Genomic DNA, 12,755 nt, shown 5'->3' on the forward strand with positions numbered 1-12,755 from the left:
TGGCTTCCACTTCCTTTTTCCTGCCCGACGAGCTTTGAGCCCCCTTCCTGCGAGGGGGTTAATAAGTTGAAGGAAGGTAAATCGAGCGTGGTCGCGTGGCTATGGCGGAACCGAAGGGTATGGCGGCGTCTCCAAGCGCGACGGCTCAGGCGGCGCATAGATCCCAATCGCCTTCCACGGCACGTAGCCATAATCATGGACGGCAACGGCCGCTGGGCCCGGCGCCGTGGCCTTCCCCGAGTGCTGGGGCATCGGGCGGGCGTGGAAGCCCTGCGTTCAATAGTGGAAGCCTGTATTGACGTGGGCATCGGCGTACTTACGGTTTACGCCTTTTCCACCGAAAACTGGAAACGGCCGCCGGAGGAAGTCAACTCCCTGATGGAGCTCCTGGTTGAGTACCTGCAAAAGGAACTTGCGGAATTGAAGCAGAACGGGGTGCAAATCCGACCTATCGGCGACCTGGAATCGCTGCCCCCGCGGGTCCGGGCCGAACTGCGGAAAGCCCAGGAGGAAACCAGGGAAGAACACAACCTGATCCTTAACGTAGCGGTCAACTACGGCGGTCGGGCCGAACTGGTACGGGCAACGCGGCTGATCGCGCAGGCGGCGGCCAGCGGCAAGCTGTCTCCGGAGGCCATTGATGAGCGCACCCTGGCCGAATACCTCTATACTGCCGGCCTTCCTGATCCCGACCTTATAATCAGGCCGTCCGGGGAAATGCGTCTGAGCAATTTTCTGCTCTGGCAAAGTGCCTATAGCGAACTGTGGGTCACTCCCACCCTTTGGCCGGATTTCAGCCCCGCCGAACTGTGGGCGGCCATAGCCGAATTCCAGCGGAGGCATCGGCGCTTTGGCGGACTCGAGCCTGAGTAGACGTGCATTTACGGCTGCGATAGGCATCCCCCTGCTGCTGGCTCTGGCCTATGCCGGTGGCTGGCCCTGGCTGGCGGCGGTCGCCCTCTTGCAAGGCCTGGCTACCGCCGAGGCAAGACGAATGGGTGCCCATCTGGGATGGGAACTGCCGGCATTGCCGGATTACATACTTGCCGTTTTTTTTCAGTTGGCGGTGTATTTCTGCGGATTGCCGGGCTATGCTGGGGCCGTACTGGTTGCCTTGGCCGTACGGGTGGGCGTTTTCCTCCTCGCCTATCCGCGCTACCCTTTGGTTTCGGTAGCCGTCGGCTGGCTGATCGGTACCTATTTGGGGCTCTTTTCTTTTCTGGTAATGATCGAAAGAAGCCTGGGGTGGTCTTTCTTGTGGAGCCTCTTGTTCATTACCTGGGCCAACGATACCGGCGCCTACCTGGTCGGCCGGAAGTACGGCCGGCACCGTCTGGCACCCGTACTGAGCCCCGGTAAGAGCTGGGAGGGGACCATCTCGGGATGGATGGCGGCAGTGGCAGCAGGTTTGATCCTGGCCCACTGGTTTTCCGGCCCCGCAGTAGAATGGGCGGCATTCGCCTGGGTCCTGGCCGTAGCGGGCCAGATCGGGGACCTCTGGGAATCGGCGCTCAAGCGCCAGGCGGAGATGAAGGACGCAGGTGCACTCCTGCCGGGGCACGGGGGGGTGCTGGATCGTTTCGACAGCCTGATGTTCGCGGCCCCCGTAGCCTTTTTCTTGGTCCCCGCCCTTGGCCTTTAGGCGCAATTGGGAAGGCACTCTAACCGAGCCTTCCAGGGTCCCTCAAAGAGGAGGAGAGCATGAGAAACCGGCTTGTCCGGATACAACGATTAGGCATAGTGATCTTCCTGGTACTTGCCAGCCTTTACCTCCTGTATTATCACCTCCTGCCCGCTCTCTGGCAAGTACTGAGAACGGTGGTTCCCTGGGTACTGCCGTTTGTGGCCGGCTGGTTTCTCGCCGCGCTGCTCGACCCGGCAGTAGACTGGCTGGAACACCGGGCCCGCTGGCCGAGGACGTTGGCCTCTGCAGTGCTGGTGCTCCTGGCAACCATCGTCCTGTCGCTGTTCCTGGCCGTATTGGTAGCCAAGATGGTTGCCGAACTCGCACACCTGGCGGTAGAACTCCCCCGCTACGGAGCCCTTCTTAAGGAAGGGATACTGCAGCTTGACGCCCTCTACAAACAACTTCCACCCCAGGTACTCGAGGCCACGCAGGGCTCGATCGAAACCCTGATGGGTTACCTGCGAGGTCTGCTAACCCGGGTAGTTCAAGACCTGGTCGGGGTGGCCGCCGGCATTCCCCGGGGGTTCATTGCCCTAATCGTGGCCCTGGTGGCTTCCTTCTTCTTCAGTCGGGACCGGGATCTCATTCGCAAAGGGACCCTTTCACTCTTCCCGTGGTTATACCGACCGCAGGTGGCCGACGTCTTGCGAGAAGTAGGCGCGGGAGTAATAGGGTATTTTAAGGCCCAGGGATTACTCATAGGGTTCACCGCACTCCAGGTACTGGCCGGCCTTTACCTCCTGAAGGTGAAGTACGCGCTGACCCTGAGCCTTTTTATCGCCTTGCTGGACATCCTACCGGTGGTGGGACCGGGCACGGTGTTCCTGCCCTGGGCGGGCTGGGAATTGGTCAACCGGCACTACGGCCTCGGGTTGGCCTTGATCGCTCTTTATGCTACCATAACCGTAGTCCGCCAGATTCTAGAACCCAAGGTGGTGGGCCGGAACCTGGGCCTGCATCCTTTGGCCGCTCTGGCCAGCATCTTTATCGGCATCCAGGCTCTGGGCCTGGTTGGAGCCGTACTGGGACCGCTGCTGCTCGTGTTCCTGAAGGCAGCCTACCGGGCGGGATTGCTTCGCAGGCAACAACCTTAGGTGGAGAAGGGAAGGAACAGGTGAGCAAGGGAGTAGCCGTGTTGGGGTCCACCGGGTCTATCGGCCGACAGGCCCTGGAGGTGATCCGGGCCTTCCCCGACCGCCTCCGGGCCGTTGCCCTGGCCAGCCGGGGCAAAGACCCGGCACTGCTGCGGCAACAGGCGGTGGAGTTCCGGCCAAAGCTGGTAGCCGTGGCCGATCCCCAAACCGCCGCCGCCCTCAAGACCGAGCTTCCCCCGGGAACCGAAGTGGTGTGGGGCGAGGAGGGCCTTGCGGCCTGCTGCAGCCTGGCGGAGGTGTCGCTGGTGTTAAACGCGGTAGGCGGGGTGGAGGGGCTTGCCGCCAGCCGCGCGGCGGTACACGCCGGAAGGCATCTGGCGCTCGCCAACAAGGAAAGCCTGGTTGTGGCCGGAGCGCTCCTGCTAAGGGAGGCGGAGGCTCGCGGCGTTTGCCTCCTCCCGGTGGATAGCGAGCACGCCGCGCTCCACCAGTGTCTTGCCGGCCGATCCCGACCCGTGGCACGACTCATACTTACCGCCAGCGGGGGTCCGTTCCGAGACTGGCCCGTGGAGAGACTGCCTCAGGTTACCCCGGAAATGGCCCTGCGGCACCCCACCTGGCGAATGGGTCCCAAGATCACCGTAGACTCCGCCACGCTGGCCAACAAGGCCTTGGAGGTCATCGAGGCCCACTGGCTCTTTGGGGTACCCTATTCCCAGATCGAGGTGATCTTACACCCCCAGAGCTTGGTGCACTCGCTGGTAGCCTTTGCCGACGGCAATCTCCTGGCCCAACTCGGGCCTCCCGACATGCGGCTGCCGATTCAATATGCCCTGAGTTACCCGGAAAGCTGGCCTTCGCCCTTCGGAGCCTGGAACTGGGAAGGCATACCACCCCTAACCTTTGAAACCCCGGACCAGGACCGTTTCCCCTGCCTGCGCCTGGGTTACTGGGCGGGGCGGCAAGGGGGTACCTACCCGGCGGTGCTGGCAGGTGCCGACGAGAGTGCAGTAGAACTCTTCCTGGCCGGCATCATAGGTTTCGAAGAGATCCCCAGGCTAATAGAGGAGGCGTTGACCTGCCACCGCCCCGTCGCCGAACCCACCTGGGAAGAGGTTAAGGAGGCCGTGGCCTGGGCGCGGCGGTGGGTAAAAGAGAGGAAGGGTGGGCGCTGGTGAGCCCTCAGGAGATATTGATAGCCCTCGTGTTCTTTTCGCTCCTGATAGCCGTACATGAGTTCGGTCACTTCCTGGCCGCCAAACTATGCCGGGTACGGGTAGAGGAGTTTTCCGTGGGCATGGGGCCGTTGTTGGTCGGGAAGAAGTGGGGTGAAACCTTCTATTGCCTTCGGGCGGTGCCGCTGGGCGGCTACAACAAGATGGCGGGAATGGAACCGGAAACGCTTGACGACCCCCGGGGCTTCTATCGGCAGAGCGCCGGGCGGCGCCTGGCGATCCTGATTTCCGGATCCCTGATGAACTTTCTCCTGGCGGTTCTGATTTACGCTTTCATCTTTTGGGCCCTGGGCTCTCCGTCCAACCAACCGGTGATCGGCCGGGTATTGCCGGATTGGCCGGCCCAGGAGGCAGGCCTGGCCGCCGGCGACCGGATAGTGGCCATAAACGGCCGGTCGATAGACTACTGGCAGGATATGGTGAGCATAATCCACCGGAGCCCGGGAATGCCGCTGGAACTCACGGTAGAGCGGAAGGGCCGGGTGTTCAGGGTAGAAATCGTGCCCCGGCTGGATCCCCAGAGCCAGGTGGGAATGATCGGGGTCGAACCCTCCCTGATACGATTCAGCCCGTTCGGGGCCCTGGGGCAGGGAATACGACAGACCGCGTTGGTGCTCTACCTGGTCCTGGTAGGTCTGGGCCAGATGTTTGCCCGACAGGTGCCGGTAGACCTGGTCGGGCCGGTGGGCGTAGTGCAGCTACTGGGTGAGGCGGCGCGCTTCGGAACCGCCAGCGTACTGAGCTTTGCTGCTTTTATCAGCCTAAACCTGGGCCTCTTCAACCTGTTTCCCATTCCGGCTCTGGACGGAAGTCGCCTGCTGTTCCTGGCCGTGGAGGCCCTACGGGGCCGTCCCGTGGACCCCCGCAAGGAGGGACTGGTCCACCTGGTCGGCTTCGCCGTTCTGGTCGGTATGCTGCTAATCATCACCTACCGCGATCTGCTGCGGATATTCGGCTAGGGGAGGGCAAATATGCGCCGGCCCAGCCTGGCTCTGCGCATCGGAACGGTCACCGTGGGGGGCGGCGCCCCGGTAGTGGTGCAGTCCATGACCAAGACCGACACCCGGGATGCCTCGGCCACCCTTGCCCAGATCCGAAAACTGGCCGCAGTGGGCTGTGAACTGGTCCGCGTGGCGGTACCCGATTGGGAGGCGGCCGCCGCGCTGAAAACCATCAAGGCCCGGTCGCCTCTGCCGGTAGTGGCCGACATCCACTTCGACTACCGGCTGGCGCTGGCCGCCCTGGAGGCCGGGGTAGACGGGTTGCGCCTGAATCCCGGCAACATAGGAGGCCCGAAACGCATCAAGGAAGTGGTTCGCGAGGCGGCGGCCAGGCAGGTGCCCATCCGCATAGGCGTTAACGCCGGTTCCCTGGAGAAAGACCTGCGCGGCCGTTACGGTCGTCCCACGCCCGAAGCGCTGGTGGAAAGCGCCCTGCGCCACATCCGGCTGTTGGAAGATCTCGGGTTTACGCTGATAAAGGTCTCGCTTAAGGCCGCCGACGTACCCCTGACGGTAGCCGCCTACCGGCTGCTGGCCAACCAGGTACGCTATCCGTTACACCTGGGTATCACGGAAGCCGGGCCTCTGGTTAGCGGAAGTGTGAAGTCCGCCCTGGGCATCGGCATTCTTCTGGCGGAGGGCATCGGCGATACCATCAGGGTTTCGCTTACCGCGGAGCCCCGCTGGGAGGTAAAGGTAGCCTACGACATCCTGCGCAGCCTGGACCTGCGCCGGCGGGGAGTGGAAATCATCTCCTGCCCTACCTGCGGCCGGTGCCACATTGATGTGGCCGCCCTGGCCCAGGCGGTGGAAGAAAGGCTGTCCGGCGTCGCCGAGCCCCTTCGGGTGGCGGTAATGGGCTGCGAGGTTAACGGGCCGGGAGAGGCCCGGCAGGCGGACGTCGGTGTGGCCGGGTCCCGCCGAGGCGGGGTGATCTTCCGCCGGGGCGAGATAGTGAGACGGGTGAGCTCGGAGGCGCTGCTGGAGGCCTTGACCGAAGAAGTAGCCCAAGTCCTGGGTCGACCTATCCACTAGACGGAGGTGTTCGCCGATGCGGTTTTCCGCTCTTCTCGCGCCTACCCTGCGGGAAGTACCGGGTGAGGCCGAAGTGGTCAGCCACCAGTTGCTCCTGCGTGCCGGGATGATTCGCCGGGTGGCGGCAGGAGTTTATACCTACCTGCCTTTGGGGTGGCGGGTGGCAGAAAAGATTATGCGCATAGTACGGCAGGAGATGGATCGGGCCGGCGGACAGGAATTGCTGCTTCCCATCATTCAGCCCGCCGAATTGTGGCAGGCTACGGGCCGCTGGGACGTGTACGGTCCGGAAATGTTCCGGCTGAACGACCGCCACGGCCGGCCCTTCTGCCTGGGGCCCACCCATGAAGAGCTCATTACCGCTCTGGTCAGGGCGGAGGTCCGCTCCTATCGACAGTTACCCCTGCTTCTCTACCAGATCCAGAACAAGTACCGGGACGAGCGCCGGCCGCGTTTTGGCCTCCTCCGGGGCAGGGAATTCATCATGAAGGACCTCTATTCCTTCGACCGGGACGAAGCCGGAATGCAGGCCAGCTACGAACGCATGTACGAGGCCTACTGCCGGACTTTCAGCCGGCTGGGACTGAGCTTCCGGGTGGTGGAGGCAGATCCCGGAGCCATCGGCGGTGGGCTCTCCCAGGAATTCATGGTTACCGCCGCCACCGGGGAGGCGGGAATAGTGTTCTGCCCGGCCTGCGGCTATGCCGCGGACGTGGACAAGGCCCCCTGCCGTCCCCAGGAGTTGCCGCCGGAGGAACCCCAACCTCCCAAAGCCGTTCCCACCCCAGAGGCGCGTACGGTTGAAGAGGTGGCCGCCTACCTGGGAGTGCCGACCGATCGCATTCTCAAGACCCTGTTCTACATAGCCGACGGCCGCCTGATAGGCGTAATACTGCGCGGTGATCGGCGGTTAAACGAGGCCAAGCTGATCAACCTCCTGAGGTGCACCTCTTTAGAGATGGCCGAAGACCGGCAGATCGAAGAAGCTACGGGGAGCCCGCCGGGCTTCGTTGGACCGGTGGGCCTGGAACAGGTCCCGATGTACGCCGACCAGGAAGTGTTCTACCTCACCAATGCCGTCGCCGGAGCCAATCGCGAAGGATACCACCTGGTGAACGTGAATCCCGGCCGGGACTTCCGGGCCCTCAAGGGCGATCTCCGCTGCGCGGAGGCTCAGGACCCCTGCCCGCAATGCGGGCGGCCCCTGGAGGCAACGCAGGGAATCGAGGTAGGCCAGATTTTCCAGCTGGGCACCAAGTACAGCCGTGCTCTGGGCGCCACCTACCTGGATGAGCGGGGCGCGGAGCGCCTTATCGTGATGGGCTGTTACGGAATCGGCATTAGCAGGACCATGGCTGCGGCAGTCGAGCAGCACCACGACGATGCGGGCATCATCTGGCCGGCCTCCATAGCTCCCTATCAGGCGGTAGTAGTGGCGGTCAACCCTGCCGAATCCCGCCAGCGGGAGGTGGCGGAAGCCCTCTACGGGCAGCTCCAGGCGGCCGGAATAGAAGTGGTTCTGGACGACCGTCCGGAGCGGGCGGGAGTGAAATTCGCCGATGCCGACCTCATCGGTTTTCCCTGGAGGATAACCGTGGGCAGGAAGGCGGCAGAACAGAGCCGGGTGGACGTCCGGCGCCGGGGAACCGCGGACGAGATCTCCCTGCCTCCCGAGGGGGTACGGGAATACCTGAAACGGCAATTGACCGAAGAAGGTATAAACTAGGGCGGTCCGGCCCAGAATCTTCCTGGGTGGCGGATCGTGTCAATCTCGGTAATCATTCCGGCCTACAATGAAGAACGGACCGTGGGGAGCATAGTCAGGGCGGCTCTGGCCGCCCGTCCCCTGGTAACACAGGTGATCGTGGTAGACGATGGTTCCGGCGACGGCACGGGAGCGGAGGCCCGGCGCGCCGGCGCCGAGGTGTTGGCCTGCGCACACAACCGGGGTAAGGCCGAGGCACTGCTCCGGGGAGCGGAAAACGCCGGCCAGGACACGCTGATGTTCCTGGACGCCGACCTCCTGGGGCTCAAACCGGAGCACGTGCGGGCCCTGGCCCTGCCGGTAGTCGAAGGCCGCGCTCATATGACCATAGGAGTCTTTCGGAACGGACGCCCGGCCACCGATCTGGCCCAGCGCCTGGCGCCCCAACTCTCCGGACAACGCTGCCTCACCAAGGCGATGTTCGCGGACACGCGCCCTCTCCTGGGGCCCGGATACGGAGTGGAGAAGGCGTTGAACCTTTATGCCCGGCGCCACGGCCTGACCGTAACCCATGTCCCCCTGGTAGGAGTAAGCCACGTCATGAAGGAAGAGAAGCGGGGTCTGTGGAGGGGAATCGAGGCCCGGGTCCGGATGTACCTGGACCTTTGGCGGGCCTGAGCCGCCGGAGCAGGCGGTGAAACCCTGGGGCGAGAATGCCGAGACGGGGGCAGACGCAAGCTGCCTTGCGGGCGCCGGTGAAGTATGGTATACTAGAGTTGCATAAGCCGGGGGAATGACTTTGCGCTACTCAGAGTGGGTGAAGGAGACTACCCACTCTTTATTTTGGTGGGTTGAGCCAAAAGGAGGACTGCAGTTGACGGAAAGGGCCAAGGATAAGCTGACCGCCCTTCTCGAACCGGTAGTGGAGGAGACCGGTTATGAACTGGTAGACCTTGAGTACCAGAAAGAAAGCGGACACTGGGTCTTGCGCCTGTTCATTGACCGTCCGGAGGGCATCACCCTGGACGATTGCGAAGCGGTGAGCGAGAGGGTGGGGCGTTACTTGGACGAGGTGGACCCCATCCCCCACCGGTACTTTCTCGAGGTTTCCTCGCCGGGGGTGAACCGCACCCTGCGAAAGGACAGGGATTTCGAGCGGTTCCGGGGGCAGAAAGTGTGGGTGCGCACCTACGGGCCGGTCGAAGGGCGTCGCCAGTTTCGGGGGCAACTCCAGGGATTAGAGGCCGGCTGCGTACTGGTTCGGGAGGGGGACATGGTATGGCGCATCCCCCGCGAAGCGGTGGCCAAGGCCAGGCTGGAGGCGGAGTAAGCAGGGGAGGACCAGAAAGCATGAACGCGGAGTTTATGGAGGCTTTGAGAGAGATCGAGCGGGAGAAGAGCATACCTCTGGAGATGCTACTCGAGGCCATCGAAGCCGCCCTTCTGTCTGCCTACCGGAAAAACTTCGGTACGGCGCAAAACGCACGGGTGGAAATCGATCGCACCACCGGCGCCCTAAGAGTACTGGCGCAAAAAACCGTGGCCGAGAAAGTAGACGATCCGCGAGAAGAGATCGGCCTGGAGGAAGCCCAGCGGCTTAACCCCCGCTATCAGCCCGGCGACAAGGTGGAGGTAGAGGTCACGCCCCGGGATTTCGGGCGCATCGCCGCCCAAACCGCCAAACAGGTGGTAGTCCAACGTATCCGTGAGGCCGAGCGCAACCTGATCTACGACGAATTTTCCGGCCGGGAACAGGATATCGTCACCGGCGTTGTACGGCGGGCGGAGATGAAGACCGTATTCGTAGATTTGGGTAGAACCGAGGCCATCCTGGCTCCCGCCGAACAGGTGGCTACCGAAGTCTACCGGCAGGGAGACCGGATAAAAACCTATATTGTCGAAGTCAGGAAGACCACCAAGGGGCCGCAAATCCTGGTTTCCCGTACCCACCCGGGTTTGGTCCGTCGTCTTTTCGAGCTGGAGGTGCCAGAAATCCACGAGGGTGTGGTAGAGATCAAAGCAGTGGCCCGCGAGCCCGGCCTGCGCACCAAGATCGCCGTGCATTCCCACGATCCTAACGTGGACCCCATTGGCGCGTGCGTGGGGCCCCGAGGCGTAAGGGTGCAAACCGTAGTCAACGAGTTGCGGGGCGAGAAGATCGACATTATCCGCTGGAGTCCGGACCCGGCCGAGTTCGTGGCCAGTGCCTTGAGCCCGGCCAAGGTGGTTTCCGTAGAGCTGGACGAGGACAGCCACGCCGCCAGAGTGGTAGTTCCGGATTACCAGCTCTCCCTGGCCATAGGGCGCGAAGGACAGAACGCGCGCCTGGCGGCCCGCCTTACCGGGTGGAAAATAGATATCAAGAGCGAATCCCAGGTAGCCGGGTAGGCGGCCGGGGGCGACCGGAACATGGTCAAACCCAAGAGGATCCCGGAACGAATGTGCGTGGGGTGCCGGGCCAAGCGTCCCAAGAAGGAACTGGTGCGGGTGGTAAGAACCCCGGAGGGGCAGATCCTGGTGGACGCTACGGGCAAACAGGCAGGGCGGGGGGCCTATATATGTCCCGAGGAAGCCTGCCTTAACCGGGCGGTCAAAAGCAAGGCCTTGGAAAGGGCCCTGGGCGTTCCCGTTCAGACGGAGATCCTGGTCGACCTGGCGGTCCAGATCCGGCGGCGCAAGGAAGAGCAACTGCACGGGGGTGACTGAATGACGAAAAGGCGAGTATACGAGCTGGCCAAGGACATGGGCCTGGGCACCAGAGAACTGGTGCGTATTCTGGAGATCCTTGGCATGACGGTAAAGTCCCATATGAGCACGGTGGAACCGGACGTAGTGGACAAGGTGGCCGAATACCTTAGGCAGGGCAGGGGACAGGGCAAACCCCCAGCGGAAGCGCGAGCCGTGGTTGCTCCGCCCAAGGAAGAACCCAGGGCGAAGTCTGCTCCGCCCAGAGCGGGAGCACGCGACCGGACTGCACCCGCGCAGCCTCCTGCGGCTGCGGCCAGGGCACCAACCGGGGAAGGCAAGACCGGTGCCCCCACGACAGAGAAGGCCGCCGCCGCACCGGCACGCGGAACCCCCGCACCCCCGGCTCCGGATAAGCGCCGGGTAAGACCGGTTCAGGTAGCAGCCCATTCCTACCTGCCGGAGCTGGAGGAAGAAGAGGAGCCCCGGGTGAGACCCCGGCGCCGCAAGAAGGCCAGAGCCTTTCGGGAAGGACCACCCAAGCCGCCTACGGCGCCGGCCAAGAAGGTGACCCTGGAGGGCAGCCTTACCGTGCAAGAGCTCGCCAACAGGATGGGTCGCCAGGCCAACGAGATCATTCGCAAGCTCATAAGCCTGGGTATCATGGCCGGGCTAAACGACGAGCTCGATCAGGAAACCGCTGCCCTGGTCGCCGGCGAGTTCGGAGTAGAGGTTCGGCTGAGGACTGAACGCCCGGCAACCGAAATCGAGGAGCCGAAAGACGATCCTTCGGCCATGCGCGAGCGCCCGCCGGTGGTCACGGTGATGGGGCACGTGGACCACGGCAAGACTTCCCTCCTGGACGCCATTCGGCATACCAACGTGACCGCCCAGGAGGCCGGAGGCATTACCCAGCACATCGGCGCCTACCAGGTAGAGGTTAACGGCCGCAAGATAACCTTTATCGATACCCCCGGGCACGAGGCCTTCACCTCCATGCGGGCGCGGGGCGCGCAGGTAACGGACATCGCCGTACTGGTGGTGGCGGCCGACGACGGAGTAATGCCCCAGACTGTGGAAGCCATCAACCACGCTCGGGCTGCCGGAGTGCCCATAGTGGTGGCCATAAACAAGATGGATAAACCGGATGCCAATCCGGAACGCGTGAAACAGCAGCTTGCCGAGCACGGTCTCATTCCCGAAGAATGGGGCGGGGAGACCATCTGCGTTCCGGTTTCCGCCCTCAAGCACCAGGGCCTGGAGGATCTCCTGGAAATGCTCCTTCTGGTGGCAGATCTTCAGGGACTGTCGGCCGATCCCACCCGACCGGCCAAGGGCGTGGTTCTGGAGTCGGAGCTGGACCGCGGTCGCGGCCCCGTCGCCACCGTCCTGGTGCAAAAAGGCACCCTGCGTGTGGGGGATAACTTCGTAGTCGGGGCCAGTTTCGGCCGGGTTCGGGCCATGCTGGACGACCAGGGCCGGACGGTAAAGGAGGCCGGCCCTTCCATGCCGGTGCGGGTGTTAGGGCTGGAGGAGGTTCCCCAGGCGGGGGATATTCTCCAGGTTGTTCCCGACGATAAGACCGCCCGAGAAGTAGCCGAGGCGCGACGGGCCGAACAGCGGCGCGGCCTGCCTCAGGAGCGGCCGACTTCCCTGGAGGATCTTTTCCGGCAAGTAGAAGCCAAGGAAACCAAAGAACTAAACGTGATCGTAAAGGCCGACGTACACGGTTCGGTGGAGGCGGTAAGGCACGCCCTGGAGAGACTGGGCAACGAGGAAGTCAAGATCCGGGTAATCCACGGCGGAGTAGGCGCCATCAGCGAAAGCGACGTGATGTTGGCGTCGGCTTCCCGGGCCATGATAGTGGGCTTCAACGTGCGGCCGGAGCCGGGGGCCCGGCACGCGGCCGATGAGGAGAAGGTAGAAATACGGCTGTACCGGGTGATCTACGAACTTCTGGAGGAGATGAAGTCCTTACTCAGCGGCCTGCTGGAGCCGGAAATCCGGGAGGTGCAGCTGGGCCGGGCCGAAGTCAGGGCCACGTTCCATGTGCCCAAAGTGGGAGTGGTGGCCGGGTGCTACGTGCTGGAGGGTAAGGTAGCCAGGAATGCCTTGGCCCGCCTGATCCGAGACGGAAAGGTAATCTACGAGGGCCGGGTCGGCTCACTTAAGCGCTTCAAGGACGACGCGCGCGAGGTAGTGCAGGGCTACGAGTGCGGTATCGGGCTGGAGAATTATAACGATATCAAGGTAGGAGATACCATCGAGGCCTACGTGCAGGAAAAGGTCAAGAGGGAACTGTAGGCGGAAGAG

12 protein-coding genes are annotated in these 12,755 nt (G+C 63.2%); all 12 read left to right on the plus strand.

What is annotated here, in order from left to right; genetic code table 11:
- Positions 1 to 66: 66 nt before the first annotated feature.
- The 12 genes from NUV99_02125 (at position 67) to infB (ending at position 12,746) form a co-directional block, all read left to right on the plus strand.
- Positions 67 to 873 carry an isoprenyl transferase gene (locus NUV99_02125; protein ID MCR4418928.1) on the plus strand — a complete coding sequence of 269 codons (807 nt, stop codon included), beginning with the start codon at positions 67 to 69 and terminating at the stop codon, positions 871 to 873.
- On the plus strand, positions 851 to 1,642 hold the full coding sequence (locus tag NUV99_02130) for a phosphatidate cytidylyltransferase (GenBank protein ID MCR4418929.1): 792 nt from the start codon (positions 851 to 853) through the stop codon (positions 1,640 to 1,642). The genes NUV99_02125 and NUV99_02130 overlap by 23 nt, the downstream gene beginning before the upstream one ends.
- A gap of 59 nt (positions 1,643 to 1,701) precedes the next feature.
- Positions 1,702 to 2,781, plus strand: a complete 1,080-nt coding sequence (ytvI, locus tag NUV99_02135; protein MCR4418930.1) for a sporulation integral membrane protein YtvI — start codon at positions 1,702 to 1,704, stop codon at positions 2,779 to 2,781.
- A 20-nt stretch (positions 2,782 to 2,801) separates the two neighbouring features.
- Complete coding sequence (gene dxr, locus NUV99_02140; GenBank protein MCR4418931.1) at positions 2,802 to 3,959, plus strand: 1-deoxy-D-xylulose-5-phosphate reductoisomerase; 1,158 nt, start codon at positions 2,802 to 2,804, stop codon at positions 3,957 to 3,959.
- Positions 3,956 to 4,975 carry an RIP metalloprotease RseP gene (rseP, locus tag NUV99_02145; protein MCR4418932.1) on the plus strand — a complete coding sequence of 340 codons (1,020 nt, stop codon included), beginning with the start codon at positions 3,956 to 3,958 and terminating at the stop codon, positions 4,973 to 4,975. The genes dxr and rseP overlap by 4 nt, the downstream gene beginning before the upstream one ends.
- Positions 4,976 to 4,987: 12 nt before the next feature.
- Positions 4,988 to 6,052 carry a flavodoxin-dependent (E)-4-hydroxy-3-methylbut-2-enyl-diphosphate synthase gene (gene ispG, locus NUV99_02150; protein ID MCR4418933.1) on the plus strand — a complete coding sequence of 355 codons (1,065 nt, stop codon included), beginning with the start codon at positions 4,988 to 4,990 and terminating at the stop codon, positions 6,050 to 6,052.
- A gap of 16 nt (positions 6,053 to 6,068) precedes the next feature.
- Positions 6,069 to 7,778, plus strand: coding sequence for a proline--tRNA ligase (locus tag NUV99_02155; protein MCR4418934.1), 1,710 nt, complete (start codon positions 6,069 to 6,071; stop codon positions 7,776 to 7,778).
- Between the two features lie 36 nt (positions 7,779 to 7,814).
- Positions 7,815 to 8,435 (plus strand): glycosyltransferase family 2 protein, encoded by a 621-nt coding sequence (locus tag NUV99_02160; protein MCR4418935.1) that lies wholly within the window; start codon positions 7,815 to 7,817, stop codon positions 8,433 to 8,435.
- 196 nt (positions 8,436 to 8,631) lie between these two features.
- Positions 8,632 to 9,087, plus strand: coding sequence for a ribosome maturation factor RimP (locus NUV99_02165; GenBank protein MCR4418936.1), 456 nt, complete (start codon positions 8,632 to 8,634; stop codon positions 9,085 to 9,087).
- A 20-nt stretch (positions 9,088 to 9,107) separates the two neighbouring features.
- Entirely contained in the window at positions 9,108 to 10,145 is a 1,038-nt protein-coding gene (gene nusA / locus NUV99_02170) for a transcription termination factor NusA (protein ID MCR4418937.1), read from the plus strand.
- A 21-nt stretch (positions 10,146 to 10,166) separates the two neighbouring features.
- Positions 10,167 to 10,463 carry a YlxR family protein gene (locus tag NUV99_02175; GenBank protein ID MCR4418938.1) on the plus strand — a complete coding sequence of 99 codons (297 nt, stop codon included), beginning with the start codon at positions 10,167 to 10,169 and terminating at the stop codon, positions 10,461 to 10,463.
- Complete coding sequence (gene infB / locus NUV99_02180) at positions 10,464 to 12,746, plus strand: translation initiation factor IF-2 (protein MCR4418939.1); 2,283 nt, start codon at positions 10,464 to 10,466, stop codon at positions 12,744 to 12,746.
- Positions 12,747 to 12,755 lie beyond the last annotated feature (9 nt).

Source organism: Clostridia bacterium (genome assembly GCA_024653205.1).
In the GTDB taxonomy this organism is placed as follows: domain Bacteria; phylum Bacillota; class DSM-521; order Neomoorellales; family SLTJ01; genus JANLFO01.